Origin of the sequence: Tissierella praeacuta DSM 18095 (genome assembly GCF_900128955.1) — a bacterium.
In the GTDB taxonomy this organism is placed as follows: Bacteria; Bacillota; Clostridia; order Tissierellales; family Tissierellaceae; genus Tissierella; species Tissierella praeacuta.
The window spans coordinates 275835-300001 of sequence record NZ_FQTY01000002.1; the positions used below are offsets into that span (position 1 = coordinate 275835).

A 24167-nucleotide genomic window follows, 5' to 3' on the forward strand; every position below is an offset into this window, starting at 1 on the left:
CTAAATGAATGATAAAAGGATATTAGAGGTAAAGAATTTAAATGTTTCATTTAATACATATGCAGGTACAGCATATGCAGTTAGGGGTATTGATTTTTATTTGGATAAGGGAGAAAATCTGGCTATAGTTGGAGAATCTGGATGCGGTAAGACGGTAACATCTAAGGCTATCATGGGACTGCTGCCTAGTCCTCAATCAGTAGTTCAGAGAAAAGATTCTGCTATTAATTTTTGTGGTAAAAATCTTCTTGATTTTAATGAAGCTGAGATGGCGGGAATTAGGGGGAAAGAAATTTCTATGATATTTCAAGATCCTATGACATCTTTAAATCCTACTATGAAAATTGGAGAACAAATAGCAGAAAGTGTTTTTTTACATAATAATGTATCTCATAGTGATGCTAGGAAGATTGCTCTTAAAATGCTTGAATTAGTTAAAATACCTAATGCAAAGATGAGATTAAAACAATATCCCTTTGAATTCTCGGGAGGAATGAGGCAAAGAGCCATGATAGCAATTGCCCTTGCCTGCAATCCAAAGATATTAATAGCCGATGAGCCTACAACCGCATTAGATGTAACTATTCAAGCACAAATTATGGAGCTAATAGCTGATTTACAGAGAGAACTAAATACTGGTGTTATATTAGTTACTCATGATTTAGGAGTTGTAGCAAGTGTTGCAGATAGGATACAAGTCATGTATGCTGGTAAGATTGTTGAAAGAGGTACTGTAGATGAAATTTTCTATAATCCAAAACATCCTTATACCTTTGCACTTTTAAAATCTGTGCCAAAATTGAGTTCCAATAACAAAGAAATATTATATTCTTTGACTGGTACGCCACCTGATTTAATAAATCCACCTATAGGTTGTCCATTTGCACCAAGATGTGAGTTTGGAATGACGATTTGTAGAGTAAAGTATCCCGAGACAATATCTTTTGGAGAAACACAAGAATGTTCTTGTTGGCTTCATGATAAAAGGGCTGATGTTAGGGGTGTGCCAAGGGAATTATTACAAAGGGGTGAAGTATATGGAAAATAAAGAGGTACTAATCCAAGTAAAAAATTTAAAAAAATACTTCGAAGTTGGAAGAAATAATATATTAAAAGCTGTTGATGATGTGAGCTTTAATATATATAGGGGTGAAACCTTAGGGCTTGTTGGAGAATCTGGCTGTGGGAAAACTACTTGCGGGAAAACTGTAATGGGCTTGTATGATGCTACTGGTGGAGAAATAGTTTATGATGGAGTAAATATACATAGTTTGAATCCTAGGGAGAAAAAGGAATTTACTAAAAAAGCTCAAATTATATTTCAAGACCCCTATTCTTCTTTAAATCCAAGAATGACAGTAGGAGATATTATTAGTGAAGGTATAGATATCCATGGTCTGTATAAAGGTAAGGCTAGGGAGGAAAAAATTTTTGAAATGCTTGAAACTGTAGGATTAAATAAAGAGCATGCTTCTAGATTTCCCCATGAATTTTCTGGAGGACAAAGACAAAGAATTGGAATAGCAAGGGCATTAGCTGTGGAGCCTGATTTTATAGTTTGCGATGAGCCTATTTCAGCCCTTGATGTTTCAATACAAGCACAAGTTGTAAACCTTTTAATTGAGCTGCAAAAGACAAGAGGTCTTACATATTTATTCATAGCACATGATTTATCAATGATTAAACATATATCAGACAGAGTCGGTGTAATGTATCTTGGCAGTTTAGTAGAATTTACAACTAGCGATGCACTTTATAAAAATCCATTACACCCATATACAAAGGCCTTATTATCTGCAATACCAATACCTGATCCTAATGAAGAGAGGGAGAAAAAACGAATACCAATAGATGGAGAAATACCAAGCCCTATTAATCCTCTTCCTGGATGTAAATTTTCTTCAAGATGTAAATTTGCTATGGAAATATGTAAAGAAAAGATGCCCTCACTTATGGAAGTGGGCAAGGAGCATTTTGTTGCTTGTCATATGATAAAAAATACTAGCCTTTAATAGCATTAGCTTTTAAAGTATAAAATCAATGTCAATAAGGAGGAGAAAATGAAAAATTTTAAGAAGGTAATAGTTTTAATAATTGTTTTTACTTTGTGTTTTGGTACATTAACCGGATGTGGAAAGAAAGGAGATGCACCGACAAATACGGGAAATGAAATAGGTACAGATTCTAATAATAAAGACACAATCCAAATGGACAAAGAACAAGTTTATAGGTTTAGTGATAAGAGTGATATAACAGGTCTTAACCCAATGCTCAATACTACAGGCCCTGATAATGGCACTCATGATTTTATTTTTGAAACCTTAGTTGCAGATGTGGCAGATGAAAATTGCAATTCAATAATAAAGCCAGCAGCAGCAAAGGACTGGACAATTAGTGAAGATGGAATGGTTTATACTTTTAATATTAGAGAAAATGCCCTATGGAATGATGGTGTTCCTGTAACAGCAAATGACTTCTTATTTACATTTAGGACAATGGCTACACCAGAAATAGGCTCTACCAATGCTTGGTTATTTGATGGGATTATTTTAAACTTTGCAGAAGCACTTTATAATGATGGTACAAACCCAAAATATAATAAAAAGCCTGAAGATATTGGTGTAAAAGTAATTGATGAGAAAACCATTGAATTTACATTGACTAAACCCTATGGGTATTTTCTTGATTTGCTTTCTGGTGCAAAACCAATTAGACAGGATAAATATGAAGAGTATGGAAGTTCATATGGTTCATCTATAGATAAGATTGTAATGAATGGACCATTTATAATGGAAAGCTGGGATCCAAATGTTCAAATTACCTTTGTTAAAAATGAGAAATACTGGAACGCAGAAAATATAAAACTTCAAAAAGTTGAGAGAAAAGTTATTCAGGATACTGCTACAGCTGCACAGGCATTAATTAGTGGAGAAATTGATGTTGTTGATACAAATGATCCCGATTGGAAAAAGCTTATTAGTGAAGATGGAAGATTTGAAACTATAGTTGTACCTGATAATGCACCTGAATTTTTAGGATTTAATTGCAAAAACAAATATTTCAAAAATCCAAAGATAAGATTAGCTTTTTCATTGGCATTTGATAGGGAAAAATATCTTGATGATTTAAGAGAAGGACAGGGTGAGCCGCTTTATTCATTGATGCCAGGTATCACTAATGTTGGAGATGAATTATATAGTGAAAGAACTAATGGCAAAAATCAAGTTCTAAAGGAACTTATGAAACAATATCCAGACCCTAAGGCACTTTTAATAGAAGGACTTATAGAGGAAGGATTTGATCCAGATCCAGCAAAGATGGATATTAGTTATGCTACAAGGGGCACAACTGAATATTCGAAGAAATCAGCAGAGTGGTTATTGCAGCAATGGAAGGAAAAGCTAGGTGTTGAAATAAAAATTGATATGATAGAATGGAATGTTATGTGGGATAGAGTTGATGCAGGGGATTACGATATCTGTACTGCTGGTTGGGGACCTTATTATAATGACCCTAATGCTTTATTAGAATTATATGATCCTGTAAATGGATATTTCAACACTGCTAAATCTGGTTGGGATGGACCAGACGCCGATAGATTTGTTGAAATATTAGAGAAGGCATCTAATACTCCTGACAACCAAGAAAGGGCAGAATTGTTTGTAGAAGCAGAAAAAATTCTTGTAGGGACAGGTGTAATAGCTCCAACTTATTCTAAATCATTAACAACATTTTTAGCCAAGTATGTAAAGGGATACTATGTTAATCCACATTCTAGTTTAGATTATAGTTTAATTTATATATCAGGAAGGTAAAGACTTATTTTATAGATTGTAGGAAATTTTAAATACTCCCTTAATCTATTTATTTTAGGCAAGATATATTTTATTTTTACATTATATCTTGCCTAAATATAGATTATAGTATATATTATTGTTCGATGTATAATATTAATTTTGAGGTGCAAAGTGATTTACATAATGATAGTTTTTTCAATTATAGCAGGAATAGATAAGATATTAAATAATAGATTTGGACTAGGAGAGAAATTTGATGAAGGATTTAAATCTTTAGGAGAATTAGCTCTAACTATAATTGGTATCTATAGTTTATCACCAATTATAGGGAAGAAACTTGTATTTCTATTGGATCCTTTAGCTAAGTTAATTAAAGTAGATCCTTCTGTTTTTTTAAGCAGTATATTGGCTGTAGATTTAGGTGGGTATGCAACCAGTATGGAAATAGCACATTCAGAAATAATAGGAAGATTTAATGGACTTATATTGGCTTCTATTTTAGGTGCTACAATTTCTTTTACAATTCCAGTGGCAGTTGGATTTATATCTAAGGAAGATTTTAAGTTCTTTGCTAAGGGAACCTTAGCAGGTATTATTACCATACCCCTTGGAATGATTGTAGGCGGAGTTATGATGGGGATTGAATTCATAGATATTATTTTAAATCTAATACCAGTTACAATATTTTCCATTATAATAATTTGGGGACTATTTAAATCTCCAAATAATATGATTAAGGTTTTCAGCATAATTGGTAGGATAATTATAATCATCAGTACAATAGGACTAATTGCAAATATTATTAGTTTTATGTTTGGATATAATTTAATCAAAGGCATATTGCCTATAGAAGAAGGGGCTATGCTTGTGGTGAAAATTGGTATTATATTATCTGGTGCCTATCCAATGTTTTATTTTTTATCAAAGATATTAAACAAATATTTGTCTAAAATAGGTAAAGAGTTTGGATTAGATGATTATTCCATACTTGGTATACTTAGTTCCTTAGCTAATTGTATTCCTATGTTGGGAATTTACCATAAGATGAATGAAAAAGGGAAGATACTAAATGCTTCCTTTGTTGTGTCTGGTGCATTTACTTTTGGCGGGCAACTTGGATATATATCATCAGTATCAGAAGAAACAGTTGCTCCATTTATAGCTAGCAAATTAGTAGCAGGAGTTAGTGCTATTTTTGTAGCTATGTTATTAATAAGATTAGAAAATTCTAAGGGTGATAGCAATATTTGAAATTGAATCCGTATTTAAATGAAAAAATGCTCATTTCTGATAAAAATCGAAATAAGATTAAAATCAGAAATGAGCATTTTTTATAGCAACAGAAAGAAGGGAAAAAATAAGTTAAAACAATTTATTAAAAATTATGTTATTATTAAAGAAAATATTATATAAAATTTATAAGGGGGGAAGTAAATGAAAAAGGAGTTTAAATACAAAAAGTTGATATTAGGTCTTATACCGATTTTTATATTAAACGGATTTATTACACCAATACCAAAAGAAACTTCCTTTGAAGGCATAGATAGAAATGCTCAAAATATTGAGTTTTTATATGATTTAACTTATAAAAAAGATGGGAATTCAGTTAAAGAACAAAGCATATTCAAGGAACAATTAAAGTTAATTGAAGAGGCAGAAAAATTTATAATTGCAGATATGTTTTTATTTAATGATGATTACAATAGAAAATTTAAAGTAGAATATCCAAATATATCAGAACAATTGACTAATGCTTTGATTAAAAAGAAAAACAGTAATCCAAAAATAAAGATTATATTCATTACAGATGAAATTAATAATTTTTATGGTGTATATGAATCCCATTATATTAAAAGATTAAAGGACAATAATATTGATGTAGTTATTACTAACTTAGAAAAACTGAGGGATTCCAATCCTATATATTCAGGAATTTGGAGAAGTTTAATTAAATGGTTTGGAACATCGGGAAAAGGCTGGTTACCAAATTCTTTTAGACCTGATTCATCGAAAGTTACATTAAGAGGATATTTAAAACTATTAAATTTTAAAGCCAATCATAGGAAGGTTATTATTTCAGAAAAAGATGCAATTGTATCATCTATGAATCCTCATGATGCTAGTGGATATCATTCAAATATAGGATTTAAAATGAATGGAGATATTATTTTGGATTTAATTTCATCTGAATTGGAAATTGCTAAATTATCTGGCTATAAAGGAGAATATGAGTTTAAAATTTCTCCAAACTTAAATGTAGAAGAAATCAATTCAACAACAATAGCTCTTATAACTGAAAGTAAAATACGAGATAATCTTATAAAAGAAATTAAAAATACTAAAAAAGGCAATAAAATTATGATAGGTATGTTTTATTTATCCCATAGGGATATAATAAATGAATTAATTGATGCAGATGAACGTGGAGTAGATGTAAAAATAATATTAGATCCTAACAAAGATGCTTTTGGGATTGAGAAAAATGGTATTCCCAATAGACAGGTTGCATATGAAATGAAGAAAAAAAGCAATAATTCTATAGATATAAAGTGGTACGATACTTATGGAGAACAATATCATAGTAAGATAGTCATAATAGAAAAAGAAAATCAAGTTGTTGTAATAGGAGGTTCTGCTAACTTGACTAGAAGAAATCTAGATGATTATAATTTAGAAACCAATGTAATGGTTAAGACTTTAAAGGATACTAAATTATATGAAGATATAAAAGGTTATTTCAATAGGATATGGACAAATGAAGATGGGAATTATACCATTGAATATGAAAATTATAGAGAGGGTTCCTTTATGAAGACATTGATTTATCGTTTCCAAGAATGGAGTGGACTGTCTACTTTTTAAGTATAAAATGAGTATAGATAATAAGTAAAATATGTTAATATATTATATATTAATATATTTTATTAGGAGAAAGAAAGGGGATATAAGATGTTAAGCTATTATGGTAGTTTGTCATCAGAAGTATATGATATGGATAAACCTATAGGTCATTCTTTTGGTGATGTAGAATTTTATATAAATAGATTAGAAACCTGTAAAGGACATATTCTTGAACCTGCAACGGGAACAGGGAGAATATTAATTCCTCTTTTGGAAAAAGGATTAAAGGTTGATGGTTTTGATAGTTCAAAAGAGATGTTGAGTATATGTGAGAGTAATTGTAAGAAAAGAGGCTTACAAACTAAACTCTTTGAGGCAAGAATGGAGGATTTTTCACAAGATAAAAAATATGATGCTATTATAGTTCCAACAGGAACATTTCTTCTGCTACATAAAAGATCGGATTCAATAAAGGCACTAAAAAACTTTTATAATCATTTATCTAATGGGGGTAGATTAATTTTAGATATATTTTTGCAAAGGGATATTTCTATAGGCATAGTTTCTACAAAAACTTGGGAATGCTCTAATGGAGATATAATTACATTGGAGAATAAAGTTGTAGAAGTTGACTATATAAATCAATACACAATTTCCCATGGCAGATATGAAAGGTGGCGTGAAGGAGTGCTTTTACAAACTGAACTAGAGCATTTCCCATTACGATGGTATGGGGTAGAGGAATTTAGATTAATACTTGAAGGTATAGGATTTAAGAATATTGTGATTTCTTCAGATTATAATTTTGGGAAGTATCCATCAAATACTGAAGAGATAATCACTTTTGAAGCTGTTGCTATTAAATAATGTCCTAAAATCCCAATATGAAATATTTCTAAAATACTTTTATAAAGAAAAGTGGAAGGTTATTTATCCAGATTAAAGTTTTAATTATAGTTTAGTTCATTTATATTGAAAGATATTATAATATCTTTCAATATAAATGAACTTTTTTAGTGTTACAATACTCTTATATAGAGATAGGGGTGAGACGGTGGAGGAAAAACTATTAATCAAACAAGCAAAAGCTGGGGATAAAGGTGCCTTGTTACAACTGGTTATGGTCAAAAAATCAGAATACTATAAATTAGCCTATGTTTATATGAAAAATGAAGATGATACCTTAGATGCAATGCAAGACATGATAATAACTCTATATGAAAACATACACAAGCTTAAGAAAGAAGATGCATTTTACAGTTGGAGTAAGACTATATTAGTTAATTCTTGTAAGACTATATTAAAAAAGAAAAAGAAGATTATTTTCCTAGAAGATATAGAAGAAGAGGCTGTTTATGAAACCCATGAAAATTCAGAAGATAAAATAGTCTTAGAAAAATACTTATCTAAGTTAAGTTCCAATCATCAGGAAGTAATTAGATTAAGATATTTTCTAGACCTTGACTATGAAACCATAGGACAAATACTTAAAATTCCTCTTGGTACAGTAAAGTCGAGGATAAATGTAGCTATGAAGAATTTAAGAGAATCCGTGGAAAGGATGATATAAATGGATAATATTGAAAGACTATTAACTGAAAGTAAAGAGGAATTAAATAGTTTGAAAATACCAGAAGATATAGAACATAGATTGAGAGATGCTCTAGACAATATACCTAATAAAAAAAGAAGATTTAATATTAAAGGAAAAGTGGCAGCATTAATTATTGCAGTGCTAATTATAGGCTATAATGCAGATACTTTAGCTTATTATGCAAAGAAATTAATTGGATATGATAGTGTAATGGATGGAACTTTACAAGAGTTAAATGAATTAGGGAAAGGTCAAAGTATAAATAAATCATATACATTTAAAAATGGGGTTAAAGTTACATTAGATGGTATAATGTTAGATGATAATAAATTAATAGCATTTTATGCCATAAAAGATCCTTCAGGGAAGGTGCAGGAAGTTTCTCGGGATTTTGGGTTTATGAGATTACAAGGGTTATTGGGAGTTAATTATAGCAAGAGCGGGTATGGTGAAGCAAATGAAGATGGTACAGAAATGAAATGGGTAATGACTTGTGACAAGCCCATGTTTTTTGAGAGAAAAATGGAAATGACAATGAATTCAATGAGTATGAAAGAAACAGGCACAATTCCATTTACCTTAGATAGAAATAAAGCTATGGGTCATAGTTTAAAAATAGGAATTAACAAAGAAATTGAATTAGATCAAAGAAAAATAAAAATTAAGTCTTTAATAGCATCTCCAACATCTACTGTTATAAAAGGAAAAATTCAAAATATAGTTGAAATAGGAATAGAGCAAATTAAAGGTGAAAGATTTATACCACGAGATATAGAACTAACCCTAATAGCCGATGGCAAGGAAGTTGAGCAAACAGGTTCAAGCATGAGCAGAAGTGCTAAAGGGGGAAGATTTAATATATCTTATGATGCCTTACCTCATGATACAAAAGATATAGATATAAAATTAATATCATTTACAGGAAATCATGATATTAAAGAAACTATAGAACTTGGAAAAGGAAAGTTAAATAAAGATGTTAAAATCTTTGATAAGAATATGAAGATTAATGAGGTTTATGAGTCAGAAGGAAATACCTATATAAATATAACTACAGATGAAAACTTAACATTGAGTAAAGTGTTTTTAGATATAGATGGGGAAAAAATAGAGGCAGAGAGAACTTTTTCTGGGGACTATGAAAAAATAGTAGAAGGAGATAATGAAAAAATAAATTATATTAGAACCATTGAATTTAATGGAACTGGAGAAAGATTGACATTAGATATCCAAAGAATTAGATATAAGAAAACATATGATGAAATAATATATGAATACAGTGTAAAATAATCTATAAGTTAGGATTTATTCCTAACTTATAGATATATAACCATTTCTTCAGGTAAAGATTTGATTTCATAGTATAAAATATCTTTAAAATCTATAATAAATTCTCATTTATATCTTTAAAAACAGAAAGGGAGGTTTTACTGAAGTTTTTATAAAAAGATATTATGTTATAATTTGAAATAAAGATTATGTATTTTTTATTCATGGTTAAGATTTTTTTAAAAATATGTTTCTAGAGTCATAATCTATTATTCCATCATCTTTCATTTTTTTTAATTCTCTTTGTAATGAAGGTCTTTCAACTCCAAACTTCTCAGCTAAGTCTTTTAGATTCAAAAATCAAAAAATCCATAATCTTTTCTCTAATGGTCTTCATTGCTAAAGAGTGAATTTTAGTAGTTAAAACTAATGCCTTATTTGAAAGAGTTTCTAGAAAACTTATTAGAAATCTTTTATTTTCTTGATATAAAAGTAACTTTAGTTACTTTTATTATATCAAAATAGTATATATTTTAGAAGTAGGAAATAGTGGTGAAAAAGTTATATAAAAAATTACTAATTTAATTGTTTTAATGCAAAAAATCTTGATTATGTGCAAATACAAATACCTATATATATTCTATAATGATGATAGATATTTAACAAACAGTACATATATAGGGAGGAATTAAAATGAAAAAAAGCTTTAAAATCATATCACTACTGTTAATTTTTACAATGACATTTGGAATACTAACAGGTTGTGGTAAAAATGGCAAGAGTGAAGGAAGTATGTCTTATAAAGATGGAGTATATGAAGGAATTGGAACCGGAAATGGTGGTCAAATTAGATTAAATCTAACAATAGAGGGTGGAAAGATTGCCTCAATAGATGTATTGGAACATAAGGAAACAGAAGTCCTAAGTGATGCTGCCTTTGAAAAAATACCACAGGCAGTAGTAGATAATCAAAGTGTAAATATTGATGGTGTAACTGGTGCAACTTATACAAGTGCAGGGTTAATACTAGCCATAAAAGATGCATTAAAAAAGGCTGGAGGAAATGAGGAAATATTTAATAAAGGTGAGAAAATTAATTTAGCTGAAAAAGAGGAAGAATTAGAACAGACTTATGATGTTGTAGTAATTGGTGGAGGTGGAGCTGGATTATCTGCTGCAGTAGAGGCTCAATCTTCTGGGGCTAAGGTAGTATTATTGGAAAAGATGAGCAGTTTAGGTGGCAATACATTAGTATCTGGTGGCGGACTCAACGTCCCAGGAACAAAACAACAAAAAGCTTTAGGAATAGAGGATAGTGTAGAATTATTTATAGAGGATACTATGAATGGCGGAGATAATATAAATAAAAAGGAATTAGTTACAGTTATAGCCAAAAATGCTCTGCCAACTACAGAGTGGTTAGTTAATGAAATAAATGTAGAATTTATGCCAGATCGTCTTCAACAATTTGGTGGACATTCAGTACCGAGGGCTTTAATATCTAAGAACAATCATGGAACTGAATTGATTAGAAAACTTAAGGCATATGGTGATAAACTAGGTGTAGAATTTAAGATGGAAACAAGAGCAGAAGAGTTAATTATGGATAATAACAGAGTAGTGGGAGTAAAGGCAAAAAATGCTGCTGGACAAGAGATTATCTTTAATGCTAATAAGGGAGTTATTATAGCAACTGGAGGTTTTGGAGCAAATAAGGAAATGCGTGTAAAATATGATCCAGATAAAGATGATAAATATAAGACTACTGATGTATCAGGAACTACAGGTGATGGAATTATAATGGCAGAAAAATTAGGTGCTGATCTTATGCATATGGAATATATTCAAACATATCCAACTTGTAATCCTAAAACAGGAATTATATCTTATGTAGCAAATTCTAGATTTGATGGTGCTGTATTATTAAATCAGGAAGGTAAACGTTTTGTAGAGGAAATGGATAGAAGAGACGTTATATCTAAAGCTATTTTAGAACAAACAAATAATGAAGCTTATTTAATATGGGGACAAGAGATTGAAGAAGTTGGTAATATGACAAAGGTACACGAAGATGAATATAAAGTATTTGAAAAGATGGATTTAATTTATAAAGCAGATACATTAGAAGAGTTAGCAAAGCATTTTGAAGTGGATAAGGATAATCTTTTAGCAAGTATAGAAAAATATAATAGATTTGTAGAAAATGGAAAAGATGAAGATTTTAATAGAAGGGGAAAATTAAGAACTATTGAAAAAGGACCATTTTATATTCAAAAGGTAGCACCAGCTATACATCATACTATGGGTGGAATAGTTATAAATGAAGATGCAAAAGTATTGGATAATAAAGGTAAAGTAATTGAAGGACTATTTGCGGCTGGAGAAGTTACTGGTGGAATTCATGGTACAAATCGCTTAGGAGGAAATGCTGTTACAGATGTAATTGTTTTTGGTAGAATAGCTGGGCAAAAAGTAGTAGAATAGAATTTATTATAAGAAAAAACTGTATGATATCATACAGTTTTTTCTTATAATAAATACAGGAATGTTTCGTTATATTAGGAGGATAGTATGAGTAGAATTCAAAATAAAATAACTTTGTATGTAGTTGCTAGTTTATTTATATTATTTATACTTTTATTATGGAATATAGATATGGAGATGGATAAATCAGTAATACCACTTAGTAAGAACTTGACTCAACAAATGGTAGATGCTAGGTCTGAGCAAATTTCCAATTGGATTGAAGAAAGAATTATAGAAATTAAATTAATAGGGGAACAAATTGGCTATCTAAATATGAGTTTAGATGAAAGTTTAGAATATATGAGATTTTCACTTGGAAATAATAATATATATGAATCTTTAGGAATTATAGATGAAGATGGAATAGCGTGGATAACAGATAATTCAAGTTTTTCAATAGCTAATAGGGATTATTACAAAAAGATAAATGAAGAAAGAACTCCTTTTGTTATTAGCAATCCATTGAAATCTAAGTCCAATAAAGTAGATATAATAATTATACTATATAGATTACCAAAGGATATTGAACAGAAATTTTCATATATATCAGCAGCAGTTCCTATTGAAACTATTAAAGATATAGCCTCAAGAATTCAACTCTATGATGGGGGAAGTAAGATTTATGATATATCTGGAAATCCAATTGGAGGAGAAGACAGTGGGATTGATAATAAAGGCGATATTATAGAGTTTTCATCCTCAATAGAAAAGTCACCAGGATGGACTATAGTTTTTAAAGTTCCAGAATATAGATTATATGAAGGAGCTAAAAGGTTAAAGGGGTCAGCTATAAAAATTGGATTATTAATAGGAGTAGTATTGATAGTGTTATTGACTCTATTTAGCTCATCTATAGTAAGACCAATTTGTAGGATGCAGGAGTTAATGAAGAAGGTTGAAAATGGCGATTTAAAAATAAGATTTAAAGATTATAGAAATGACGAAATAGGAGATTTACAAAAAAGTTTTGATCAGATGTTAGATAGGCTATATACGGTGAAATATGAGAAAAAGGAAATGGAACTAAGATTATTACAAGAACAAGTAAATCCACATTTTCTCTATAATACATTAGATACAATTCGGTGGTCAGCAATAGAATATGATGCTATGGAAGTTGTGGAACTTATTGAAGCTTTAAGTAATTATTTTAGAATAGGTCTAAGTAAAGGTGAAAAATTTATAAGGGTATCGGAGGAAATAAGTCATATTAAAAGTTATATCCAAATATATCAAGCAAGATTTGAAGAAGAGTTAGATTATAAGATTATATGTAATGAGTCATTATTAGGGTATAGAGTTATTAGAGTCTTATTACAGCCTTTAGTAGAGAATGCGATTTATCATGGAAATAAATATAATAAAAATCCCAGATTTAAAATAATTGTAAATATATTTAAAGAGGGAAATGAATTAATAATGGAAGTACGAAATAATGGTGAAAATATAGAAGTCAATAGGCTTAAAATAATAAGAAAGATTTTGAGTGGTAAAGAGAAGAATGGGGATAAGATAGGATTTGGATTATATAGTGTAAATCAAAGAATAAAATTAGCATTTGGGGAAAATTATGGTTTGGATATTAAAAATGAAAAAGATTGGGTCATATCAAGAATTAATTGTCCAATCATTATGGAGGATAAATATGAGGAAGATATTGATTGTTGATGACGAGCCTAAAATAAGACGAGGTTTAAGAAAATGGATAGAGGAGTTTGATTTTAAATTTCAAGTAGTAGGTGAAGCAGGTGATTATAAAGAAGCATTGGATATGGCTGAGAAATATAATCCAGATGTATTTTTAATGGATATTAATATGCCAATGATAAATGGATTAGATCTAACTAACCAGTTAAAGTATAGATATCCAAATTCATATACAATAATAATAAGTGGGTATGATGATTTCGAATATGCTCTTAGGGCTTTAAAATTAAAGGTTTTTGATTACTTACTAAAACCTATTCCTAAAACAGATTTATATAATGTTTTAAAGGCATTAAATATTGAGTTATCTTCCTTAGGAGAATATAAGCAAAGAGATAATGGAGATATATATAATATGGAAGCCAGTAATTTATCAGCTATAGTTTTACGAGTAAAAAGATATATAGAAGAAAATTATTCAGACATGGATTTATCACCATCTAAGGTTGCTAGTTTGTTTAATATAAACAAGACTTATTTAAGTACATTAATGAAAGACCAATTAGGTTATTCTTTTATAGAGTATATGACAAAGGTAAGAATCTTAAAAGCAAAGGAATTATTAACAGATGATATATTGTACCCAAATATATCTGAAATTGCAAAAAAGGTAGGGTTTAAAAGTCAGCATTATTTTAGCAGGGTATTCAAGAATAAAGAAGGAATATCTCCAATTGAATATAGAAATAAATTTACTTAAATATAAAATCAAAATTAAATATATGATACATTGAGTTGAAATTATAAAAGATGGGATAGGAGTAAATTGTAATGTCAAAAAGATATAATACATTAAATGAAGAATTAAGAAGAGAATTTGGCGGTAAGGTAATGAAATTATCCTTAGATGGAGGATTTACCTGTCCTAATAGAGATGGGAAAGTTGGAACTAAGGGCTGTATATTTTGTAGTGAAGAAGGCTCTGGAGAATTTGCAGGTTCCAGGCTTGTTTCTCTAGAGGAGCAAGTAAAAGAACAAAAGAAGCTTTTATCAAAGAAATGGGACACTGATAAATATATAATTTATTTCCAAAATTTTACTAATACCTATGGTACTATAGAAAAACTAAAAAGACTTTATTATGATGCAATAGATATTGAGGGAGTAGTAGGACTTGCAATAGCTACGAGACCTGATTGTTTAGGAGAAGAGACATTGGAACTATTATCGAAATTAAATAAAGAAACTTATTTATGGGTAGAATTAGGTCTTCAAACTATCCACGAAAAATCAGCTAGATTTATAAGACGAGGATATCCTCTTTTTATATATGATGAAGCCATAAAGAATTTAAAAGATAGAAATATTAAGGTAGTTACTCATATAATATTAGGATTACCAGATGAAAGCAAAGAAGAAATGTTAGATACGGTAAAATATGTTGGTAATACAAATACTTGGGGAATAAAACTTCATTCTCTTTATATTCAAAGAGATACAGATTTATTTGATTATTATATGAAAAACCCTTTTTCCATAATGAGCAGAGAAGAATATATAGTTTTAGTAGCAGATGCTATTGAACTGCTTCCCAAAGATATGGTAATTCATAGAGTAACAGGGGATGGGAAAAAAGAATTGTTATATGAACCAAAGTGGACTTTAGATAAATTGAGAGTATTGTCCATGTTGGATAAAGAACTTAAATTGCGTAATTCCCATCAAGGAAAAAATAAAATAGAAAATTTTTAGAATTAGACATAGTAACCCTTAATCATATTTTTGCATAGTATATTAATGCATAGAATAATGAAAGAAGGGTGGTAAGCATGAGTAATAACAGAACATGTCCAACAGGAAGCTTTTCCTATACAATTAAATCGGGTGATACGCTTTATAAATTAGCAATCACATATAACACAACTGTGGAAGCTATAATGGCAATAAACCCAGGAATTAATCCAAACAATTTACAAATAGGTCAAAGGATTTGTATACCAGGATCAGTAACGCCTCCTCCTCAAAGATGTCCATCGGGAACGTTTGCCTATACAATTAAATCAGGGGATACACTTTATATGTTGGCAATCAAATATAATACAACAGTAGAGGCAATAATGGCGGTAAACCCAGGAATTAATCCAAATAATTTACAAATAGGTCAGGTAATTTGTATACCAGGAGCAACACCTCCACCAAAACAATGTCCAACAGGAACATTTGCCTATACAATAAAATCTGGTGATACACTATATATGTTAGCGATTACCTATAATACAACAGTAGAGGCAATAATTGCAGTAAACCCAGGAATTAATCCAAACAATCTACAAATAGGTCAAGTAATTTGTATACCAAGAGGTACAACACCTCCACCACCAACATGTCCAATAGGAACATTTGCTTACACAATAAAGGCAGGGGATACAATTTACTCAATAGCAATGACATATAATACAACAGTAGATGCAATATTAGCAGTAAACCCAGGCCTAAATCCAAATAATCTACAAATAGGTCAAGTAATTTGTATACCAAGAGGTATAACACCTCCACCACCAACATGTCCAGTAGGAACATTTGCTTACACAATAAAGGCGGGAGATACAATTTACTCAATAGCAATGACATATAATACAACAGTAGATGCAATATTAGCAGTAAACCCAGGACTAAATCCAAATAATCTGCAAATAGGTCAAGTAATTTGTATACCAAGAGGTACAACACCTCCACCATGTCCTCCATGTAATGGAGTATATTATGCAGTAAGACCAGGAGATACTTTATATAGTATTGCTGCAATGTTTAATATATCTGTAGCTACATTAATTGCAGCTAATCCAGGAGTTGATCCTAATAACCTTAGGGTAGGGCAATTAATTTGTATACCTAAGGTAGAACCCCCACCAGTTACTTGTCCAGGTGGAACAATATACGAAGTTAGACCAAATGATAATTTAGCAACTATATTATTAAGATTTAATATATCAGTTATGGATCTTATGTCAGCTAATCCGAATGTGAATTGGGATAGTTTGACACCAGGTCAAAGAATTTGTATAATGCCACATAAAGATATGGGCTGTCCTTGTCCCACGGGAACTAAAAAATATACTATAGTTCAAGGAGACATTCCATCAAGTGGAGCTGCAGTAGTAGCATTAGCTCAAAAATTTAATATATCTGTTTCAGCATTAATGATGATGAACCCAAATTTAACTCCAGCAGATTTTGTAGTAGGAAAAATGATTTGTGTTCCAGCATAATGAAAAGCCCCTTATAAGGGGCTTTTTAAATGTAGAGTATTTTAGTATGAATTTTTTATTGACATTTAATAATTAGTTTGATAATATACTATACAAAGTCAACTATAATTATTTACTACTTGTGAAAAGTGGTTTTTTTTAAAAACGGTATTGATAATGATTATCAATACCCCGTGGAGTATTTAATTAATATATAAATCTAATGATTAACAATATAATTTTTTAAGAAAGGAGGGAATCCGTTAGGATACTATTATTGTATCTTAAATAACGGTACATAATGTCTATAGTTTTAGTGGGTGGTCATGATAGAATGCATGATGAGTATAAGGAAGTTGGCAATAAGCACGGATATAAAATGAAGATATTTACACAAATGCCATCAAGATTTAATAAAAGTATAGGACAACCAGATGCTATTGTTTTATTTACAAATACAGTTTCTCATAAGATGGTACTTGTTGCCATAAAAGAAGCAAAAAGGAAAAGTATACCTATATTTAGATGTCATACAAGTAGTAGAAGTTCTCTAGAAGAAACATTGATGAAATTAAAAAGTGAAGCTAGTTAATTTTTTTTACCAACTAAATGATAATGATTATCAATATCGTTATAAAAGAATAAATAAAGAAGGAGATGAATTATGCTGCCTCTTACATTTGTTAATAAAGGTGAAATAACTGCAATAAAAAAAATAAATGGAAAGGATGATACAAAAAGATTTTTGGGTACTTTAGGATTTGTAGTTGGTGAAGATGTAACTGTTATATCTGAATTTAGAGGAAATCTTATTGTTAATATTAAGGGCACTAGGGTAGCTCTTGATAATCAAATGGCTAGTAGAATTATGGTTTAAAAAGGGAGGATATGGAAATATGAAGACACTTGAAAGTGCTTTGCCAGGAGAAAATGTGACAGTAGTAAAATTAGAAGGGGAGGGAGCTGTGAGAAGAAGAATCATGGACATGGGGATTACAAAGGGAACTAAGGTTTATATCCGTAAAGTTGCTCCTTTAGGTGATCCAATTGAAATAACTGTAAGGGGATATGAATTATCCTTGAGAAAATCTGATGCAGGTAAAATAGTTATTAGTTAATAAAATGAAAATTGTAGACATAGGAGGGAAAGATTTGGAAATTAAGATTGCGTTAGTAGGGAATCCCAATAGTGGGAAAACAACTATATTTAACGAACTTACAGGTTCTCAGCAATATGTTGGAAATTGGCCTGGGGTTACTGTGGAAAAAAAAGAAGGAAAATTAAAAAAACATAAGGATGTAAAAATTATTGATTTACCTGGGATATACTCATTATCTCCATATACTTTGGAAGAAGTTATTACTAGGAATTATTTAATAGATGAAAAACCAGATGTAATAATAAATATAGTAGATGCTTCTAATATGGAGCGTAATTTATATCTTACTACTCAAATAATTGAAATAGGCATACCTACAGTAGTAGCATTGAATATGATGGATGTAGTAGATAAGTACGGAGATAAGGTAGATACAGAGAAATTATCTAAGGAACTTGGATGCATTGTTGTAGAAACCTCAGCTATTAGTGGAAAAGGGTTAAAGGAATTAATAAATATAGCAATAGAAGTTGGAAATAATGGGGCAAGTATAAAACCATTACATAAGTTTAATAAAAAGGTACAGGATTCAATAGATAGAATATTGGAATTAATAGAATATAAAATAGGAGATAAAGAAAGGGCATACTGGTATGCAGTAAAATTATTTGAGCAAGATGAAAAGGTTTTGGAGAAATTAAATTTAGATGCAAAGATTTTAAATGAGATAGAAACAATAGTAGATGCTTGCGAAAATGAATTTGGTGATGATATAGAGAGTATAGTTACTGGAGAAAGATATAGCTATATAGAAAGAACTATTTCAAAATGTTATAAGAAAAAACAAAGGCATATGACTACGTCGGATAAAATAGATTCAATAGTGACTAATAAATGGTTGGCATTGCCAATTTTCTTTGGAATACTTTGGTTTATCTATTATGTGTCCATATCTACAGTTGGAGATTGGACAGTAGGGTATATAGAGTCACTTACTGAAACTATGCAAGAAGCAACTGTTGGTTTTTTAGAGAATGTTGGAGCTGCTAGTTGGGCATCTGATCTTATAGGTAATGGAATAATAGGAAGTATAGGAGCTATATTTACATTTGTACCTCAGTTAATGATATTATTCTTCTTTTTATCACTTTTAGAGGATAGTGGATATATGGCTAGAATTGCCTTTATTATGGATAGGATTTTTAGGAAATTTGGACTTTCAGGGAAGTCATTTATTCCAATGCTAATTGGCACAGGTTGCTCTATACCTGGAATTATGGCCAGTAGAACAATTGAAAATGAAAAAGATAGAAGGATGACTATTCTTCTAACACCATTTATACCATGTGGTGCTAAGTTGCCTGTATTTGCAATGTTTATAGCTATGATGTTTCAAGATCAAACTTGGGTGGGGCCTTCTATTTATATAATTGCAATAGTTACAGTAATTATATCTGGAATTATTTTGAAAAGAACTAAATTTTTTTCTGGAGAACCTGCACCATTTGTAATGGAACTTCCAACATATAAAATACCAAGGATTAAAGGTGTAGCTATTCATATGTGGGAGAAAGCTAAATCATTTATTAAAAAAGCAGGGTCAATAATATTTGTAGCATGTGTTGCTTTATGGATACTTCAATCTTTTAGTTTTTCATTAGAATACTTAGAAGGTGAAATGATAGAAAAAAGTATGTTGGCGAAGATTGGGGAAAGTATTAGATGGATATTTATACCTCTTGGATTTGGCGATTCTTGGGCGCCTGCTGTTGCAACCTTTACTGGTCTTATTGCTAAGGAAGTAGTAGTTGCTACCTTTGCATCTGTAGGTTCAGTAGTGCCAATTGAATTTACTCAAGTAACTGCATTTGCTTTCATAGTATTTACTATTTTTGCAGCACCTTGTTTTGCAGCTATAGGAGCTATGAAGAGGGAATTTGGAAACTGGAAAATGACATTGCTTGCCATAGGATACCAAACAGGACTAGCATATATAGCAGCATTGATAGTTAATGTTTTAGGAGGAATTATATTCAAAGGAACTTCTGCTATGACTCCAGTAGTATTAGATATAGGAGCTATGGAGGAGGCTTCTGAGGGAGCAGTGGTAAATGGGGATATTGTATTAATGGTATTTGGAGCTATATTAGTTATTGCAATAGTTATGGGTATATTGAATAAACTAAAGGGTTCAAGAAAAAAAGCCCTTGCTTCTAAGTAAAGGAGATAATCATTATGATAAATTTTATTATTGCTGGATTGATTGCTATAGGTTTATTTTTCGCTATAAGGAATATTATAAAAAATAGGAAAAAAGGGGGATGTGCAGGTTGCAGTTCCTGTAGTGGATGTGAAACTACAAAAACATATAAGATTAAATAGGATTAAATTTTAAAAATATTTTATTTATAAATAATTACTTATGAAAGGAAGAGATAATATGAAAAAAGTATCTATAATATACTGGACAGGAACAGGTAATACTGAGGCGATGGCTAATTTAATAGCCAATGGAGCAAAAGAAAAGGATTCAGAAGTAAAATTAATTCCTGTTTCAAATGCAAAATCACAAGATGTATTGGATGCAGATATATTGCTGCTTGGTTCCCCTTCAATGGGAAGTGAAGCTATTGAGGAAGATGAAATGGAGCCTTTTGTAGAGTCTATAAAAGATATTGTAAAAGATAAGATAGTTGGATTGTTTGGTTCTTATGATTGGGGAGATGGAGAATGGATGAGAAATTGGGTTGAAAGAATGAATTCTTATGGGGCTAAAGTATTTGAAGAAGGCTGTATAGTCAACTTATCTCCAGAGGGGGAAGAGGCAGATAAGTGTATAGACTATGGTAGAAGAATTATAGGATAAAATTTATGGATGACAATTTACTGATGAGTTTTTTAAAAAAAATTGAATTGTTAAATGAATATGATTATGCTGAGAAATTTATTGGATATATGTTATCACCAGTTATTACAGGAATTAAGCCAGCTTCTACAATAACATTGAAAAATTGCAAGAGAAAGCTTTATAACTTTTGGAATGAAGGTGGTACAAATATATTACATCAATATAATCTGGAATCTATTGTTCTTCAAGAAACACATGAAGGGATTATTTTGTTAATCTATGATAGATTTAACCTTACCCAACATTTAGAACTGCAAAAAAATCATAAACTATTATGTGAGTTTGGGTATAACTATAATTTTCAATTAGAAAAATGTTTAAATTGTCTAAAAAAAAGAGTGGCTAATGGCAAATTTCCTCACGAAAGTGGCATATTTTTAGGTATACCTTATGAGGATGTAATTGGATTTATTAATAGAGATAAATGTTTATTCAGTGGGTATTGGAAAGTATATGAAAATAATAATAGATATAAAGAGATATTCGATTTATATGATAAATCAAAAAAAATTTATATGTTAAATGTTTTACAGAATAAAAAAAATAGGATTAAAAATTTGTATGTAAATCATAGACAATACTTATATGCATAGAATAGCTAATATAATACTTAGTTACACTATATTAGCAATGAGCTAAAAGAAAGAGAATAATTAGTAAATATGTTATGTAAGGGGCTTAAATTAAAAAATAATGTAGAAAGTAATATTACTTTCTACATTATTTTTTTTATGGCAAAAACCATCAAGGCACTAAATCCTATAAAGATAATTATGGATATAATTAAAGGTAAATCAAAGATTTTTTCATTTGATAATTCCTTATTTTCTTTAAAAGGAATATTGTTTAATTTAAATAATAGATTGATTAATTTAAAAACAAAGATAATGCCTAATAAGGCATAAAGTGAAAGAAATAAAAAATTTGTATCCTTTGCATATTCCATATTTGGATTAACGGGATATAAATAGTTTAGTATCATGGGCAAACCATTATTTACCATATGAATTAAAATTCCTGCAAATATTGAGTTTGTAGCAAATACTATAAGAGAAGCTATAAAACCAGCTATAAAAGTATGGAAGAACTGGAAAGAGTTTAAGTGTAACATTCCAAACATAAATCCATTCATTATAGCTGCTACTAATCTAGATTTATTTCTATACCCATCTAATATAATTCCTCTCATTAAAATTTCCTCTAGAATAGCAGGAGTAACTGCAGTAAAAAATACATTTAGGGCGAATACTTCATGGGCATCTTCAGTAACTATATCTACTAAGGTGCTTCCAAAAAAGTACATATACAATTCAATTATTAGAAATATAAGCGGTAGTGATGCTAGCCATATAATAAATATAATTATTGCACTGCTAAAGTTCAACATATCAGGCTTTAATATCCTATCTATTTTTGATCTGTTCAAAAATAAGTAAATAACACTGGGTATTAAAAATGCTATATATTGATATGAATTATCTGGTATAGGTAAGAATTGAACGATTATAGACCATATAATTGTACAAAGAAAAAATAAATTTACTTTATATATGGATTTTTCCTTTTTTAATATTTTAGCTTCCATAGTGACCCCCCTTCATATATACATCTATACTATTGTACAACAAAATGTGAGAAATAGAAATAAATTAGGATGTTTGTAATAAAATTGTAACGATTTATTATTTAGTATATGTTATAGTTTGGGTATAATAAGATTGATAAAATAATTAGAAAGTGGTGATTTTATGAAGAAATATAAAAATATGGTTATTATTTTTATTCTAATATTATCAGTTGTGACTCTTTCGTCTTGTAAGAAAAAGGATCCAATAAAAGATTTGACTAAAGAACCAACAGAATCTATAGAAAACTCAGGTGAAGATGAGAAAGATAGAGAAAAGATAATGGAAGATTTTGATAGTACTTTAAAAAATAAAGATTTAAATAAGATAGTATCTTTTATAGATGAAAATATTGGGAAACTTTCTCAGATAGAAGGGGACAAGATGGTATCAGAGTTAGAAAATATACTTTCTAAATCCTTAGATTCTATGACAGATAGTATCTTAGAAATTGACACTAATGGAGAATTAATTAAAATTGGAGGAACAGAATTTTTCTTTCCAGAAGATAAAATAAAAGACATACAAGATGAAAATCTTCGAAATTTAGTAACAAAATTAATAAATAATAAATATAAACTTGTAAATATTGAAGGGAATTATTATCCATTAGTAGATTATGAGAAGATGAAAGAATATAATGATTATATTTCAGATGAAATGAAAGAGTATATTGCAATCAAGGCTATGGATTCAAATGAGCCTGTAGCAATAGATGCAGGATTGAAGATTTCTTATGATGAGTTGGCATCAAGAATAATACAAACTGAAAAATATATTCAAAGATATTCACAAGGTCAAAGGCATGAGGAAATGTTGGGAAGTTATAAAAACAAATTAGTTATTTATCTAGGAGGACTAGATAATACACCTATATGTGATCCTCAAAGCAAGAAGATTTATGATGAAGTGTTAGAAAGTTATAGAAAGACTTCAAAGACAAAAGATTCAACTACTGCGTTTATAATAAACAAGTATATTGGCGTTATTGAAGAAAATAAATTAATAGTAAATAAAGTTGTAGAAGATAAAATCGTGTCCCTTGTTAATGAGGCATTAGCCTTATTAGAAGTAAGTAAATAGGTTAGCAGAATAATAAAAAACCACCTCGAGGTGGTTTTTTTATTATTCTGCTGTTTCTGCAACTTCTATTTGTCCGTCTTCAATTAATTTTTGGGCAACCCATTCTGCAACTTTGCCAGTTATTTCAATACAATGTTTTTTTCTTTCTGGGCTTTGAAAATTATCTCCTGCCCATTGTCGAGTAATAACTCTACAGCAAGTTGCACCATATTCATCTTTTATAAAATCATGTAAAGCTGCTGCAACTGGAAACATTTTTTCATTCATAGGTTCTCCATGAACTCTACCATATGCCATTCCAAGAGCCATTTGTCCCCCACTTACAGCACCACATAAACATCCTGATTTTCCCATACCTATTGGGAAACCAGAAGCCATTTTTACGATGTTATTATCATATGGATTTCCTAATAAATTATTGATACTTTGTGCTACTGCTTCTGAGCAGAAAAATTCTCCCCTTTCAAAATATCCTTCTGCTTCTTCTTTAACTTTTGCCAATAATTCTTCCTTTGTCATTAAAAAAACC

Annotated in this window: 24 protein-coding genes; 21 read left to right on the forward strand and 3 right to left on the reverse strand. The window is 30.0% G+C overall.

The window, feature by feature from the left end; genetic code table 11:
- Positions 1-4: 4 nt before the first annotated feature.
- The 8 genes from BUB33_RS03980 (at position 5) to BUB33_RS04015 (ending at position 9522) form a co-directional block, all read left to right on the forward strand.
- Positions 5-1048, forward strand: a complete 1044-nt coding sequence (locus BUB33_RS03980) for an ABC transporter ATP-binding protein (RefSeq protein ID WP_072973372.1) — start codon at positions 5-7, stop codon at positions 1046-1048.
- The gene (locus tag BUB33_RS03985) at positions 1038-2012 is read left to right on the forward strand and encodes an ABC transporter ATP-binding protein (RefSeq protein ID WP_072973374.1); all 975 of its coding nucleotides are present in this window, start codon (positions 1038-1040) and stop codon (positions 2010-2012) included. Before BUB33_RS03980 ends, BUB33_RS03985 begins: the two co-directional genes overlap by 11 nt.
- 48 nt (positions 2013-2060) lie before the next feature.
- Positions 2061-3815, forward strand: a complete 1755-nt coding sequence (locus BUB33_RS03990; protein ID WP_072973376.1) for a peptide ABC transporter substrate-binding protein — start codon at positions 2061-2063, stop codon at positions 3813-3815.
- A gap of 153 nt (positions 3816-3968) precedes the next feature.
- A complete protein-coding gene (eutH, locus tag BUB33_RS03995) occupies positions 3969-5048 on the forward strand; it encodes an ethanolamine utilization protein EutH (protein ID WP_234949977.1) in 1080 nt (359 codons plus the stop codon).
- A gap of 183 nt (positions 5049-5231) precedes the next feature.
- Complete coding sequence (locus BUB33_RS04000) at positions 5232-6659, forward strand: phospholipase D family protein (RefSeq protein WP_072973380.1); 1428 nt, start codon at positions 5232-5234, stop codon at positions 6657-6659.
- Positions 6660-6746: 87 nt separating this feature from the next.
- On the forward strand, positions 6747-7505 hold the full coding sequence (locus tag BUB33_RS04005) for a class I SAM-dependent methyltransferase (protein WP_072973382.1): 759 nt from the start codon (positions 6747-6749) through the stop codon (positions 7503-7505).
- 187 nt (positions 7506-7692) lie between these two features.
- Complete coding sequence (locus BUB33_RS04010; RefSeq protein WP_072973384.1) at positions 7693-8208, forward strand: sigma-70 family RNA polymerase sigma factor; 516 nt, start codon at positions 7693-7695, stop codon at positions 8206-8208.
- Complete coding sequence (locus BUB33_RS04015; protein WP_072973386.1) at positions 8209-9522, forward strand: DUF4179 domain-containing protein; 1314 nt, start codon at positions 8209-8211, stop codon at positions 9520-9522.
- A gap of 207 nt (positions 9523-9729) precedes the next feature.
- Here the strand turns inward: BUB33_RS04015 and BUB33_RS15795 are convergent, their stop codons facing one another.
- Positions 9730-9858, reverse strand: a complete 129-nt coding sequence (locus BUB33_RS15795) for a helix-turn-helix domain-containing protein (protein WP_115322201.1) — start codon at positions 9856-9858, stop codon at positions 9730-9732.
- Between the two features lie 336 nt (positions 9859-10194).
- Here BUB33_RS15795 and BUB33_RS04025 point away from each other — a divergent pair, with 336 nt between their 5' ends.
- The 12 genes from BUB33_RS04025 to BUB33_RS04080 all read left to right on the forward strand — a co-directional run bounded on the left by BUB33_RS04025 (position 10195) and on the right by BUB33_RS04080 (position 21523).
- On the forward strand, positions 10195-11985 hold the full coding sequence (locus BUB33_RS04025; RefSeq protein WP_072973390.1) for a flavocytochrome c: 1791 nt from the start codon (positions 10195-10197) through the stop codon (positions 11983-11985).
- Positions 11986-12072: 87 nt separating this feature from the next.
- Positions 12073-13695, forward strand: coding sequence for a sensor histidine kinase (locus BUB33_RS04030; RefSeq protein WP_072973396.1), 1623 nt, complete (start codon positions 12073-12075; stop codon positions 13693-13695).
- A complete protein-coding gene (locus tag BUB33_RS04035) occupies positions 13673-14434 on the forward strand; it encodes a response regulator transcription factor (protein WP_072973398.1) in 762 nt (253 codons plus the stop codon). Before BUB33_RS04030 ends, BUB33_RS04035 begins: the two co-directional genes overlap by 23 nt.
- A 71-nt stretch (positions 14435-14505) precedes the next feature.
- Positions 14506-15426: a tRNA modification radical SAM protein MnmL/YtqA gene (gene mnmL, locus BUB33_RS04040; protein ID WP_072973400.1), complete on the forward strand. Its 921-nt coding sequence runs from the start codon at positions 14506-14508 to the stop codon at positions 15424-15426.
- A gap of 77 nt (positions 15427-15503) precedes the next feature.
- Complete coding sequence (locus BUB33_RS04045; protein ID WP_072973403.1) at positions 15504-16943, forward strand: LysM peptidoglycan-binding domain-containing protein; 1440 nt, start codon at positions 15504-15506, stop codon at positions 16941-16943.
- A gap of 280 nt (positions 16944-17223) precedes the next feature.
- Positions 17224-17514 carry a DUF2325 domain-containing protein gene (locus BUB33_RS04050; RefSeq protein WP_072973405.1) on the forward strand — a complete coding sequence of 97 codons (291 nt, stop codon included), beginning with the start codon at positions 17224-17226 and terminating at the stop codon, positions 17512-17514.
- A gap of 72 nt (positions 17515-17586) precedes the next feature.
- A complete protein-coding gene (locus tag BUB33_RS04055) occupies positions 17587-17799 on the forward strand; it encodes a FeoA family protein (protein WP_072973407.1) in 213 nt (70 codons plus the stop codon).
- Between the two features lie 19 nt (positions 17800-17818).
- Positions 17819-18040, forward strand: coding sequence for a FeoA family protein (locus BUB33_RS04060; protein WP_072973410.1), 222 nt, complete (start codon positions 17819-17821; stop codon positions 18038-18040).
- Positions 18041-18074: 34 nt separating this feature from the next.
- On the forward strand, positions 18075-20243 hold the full coding sequence (gene feoB / locus BUB33_RS04065) for a ferrous iron transport protein B (RefSeq protein WP_084725145.1): 2169 nt from the start codon (positions 18075-18077) through the stop codon (positions 20241-20243).
- A gap of 14 nt (positions 20244-20257) precedes the next feature.
- Positions 20258-20404 (forward strand): FeoB-associated Cys-rich membrane protein, encoded by a 147-nt coding sequence (locus BUB33_RS04070; RefSeq protein ID WP_084725147.1) that lies wholly within the window; start codon positions 20258-20260, stop codon positions 20402-20404.
- A gap of 58 nt (positions 20405-20462) precedes the next feature.
- On the forward strand, positions 20463-20888 hold the full coding sequence (locus BUB33_RS04075; RefSeq protein ID WP_072973412.1) for a flavodoxin: 426 nt from the start codon (positions 20463-20465) through the stop codon (positions 20886-20888).
- A gap of 23 nt (positions 20889-20911) precedes the next feature.
- Positions 20912-21523 carry a DUF3793 family protein gene (locus BUB33_RS04080; protein ID WP_172463223.1) on the forward strand — a complete coding sequence of 204 codons (612 nt, stop codon included), beginning with the start codon at positions 20912-20914 and terminating at the stop codon, positions 21521-21523.
- A 122-nt stretch (positions 21524-21645) separates the two neighbouring features.
- On the opposite strand, the gene BUB33_RS04085 is transcribed toward BUB33_RS04080, so the two are convergent.
- On the reverse strand, positions 21646-22515 hold the full coding sequence (locus tag BUB33_RS04085) for a CPBP family intramembrane glutamic endopeptidase (protein WP_072973416.1): 870 nt from the start codon (positions 22513-22515) through the stop codon (positions 21646-21648).
- A 163-nt stretch (positions 22516-22678) separates the two neighbouring features.
- Here BUB33_RS04085 and BUB33_RS04090 point away from each other — a divergent pair, with 163 nt between their 5' ends.
- The gene (locus tag BUB33_RS04090) at positions 22679-23638 is read left to right on the forward strand and encodes a hypothetical protein (RefSeq protein WP_072973418.1); all 960 of its coding nucleotides are present in this window, start codon (positions 22679-22681) and stop codon (positions 23636-23638) included.
- 42 nt (positions 23639-23680) lie between these two features.
- On the opposite strand, the gene BUB33_RS04095 is transcribed toward BUB33_RS04090, so the two are convergent.
- Positions 23681-24157: a C-GCAxxG-C-C family protein gene (locus BUB33_RS04095; protein ID WP_072973421.1), complete on the reverse strand. Its 477-nt coding sequence runs from the start codon at positions 24155-24157 to the stop codon at positions 23681-23683.
- Positions 24158-24167 lie beyond the last annotated feature (10 nt).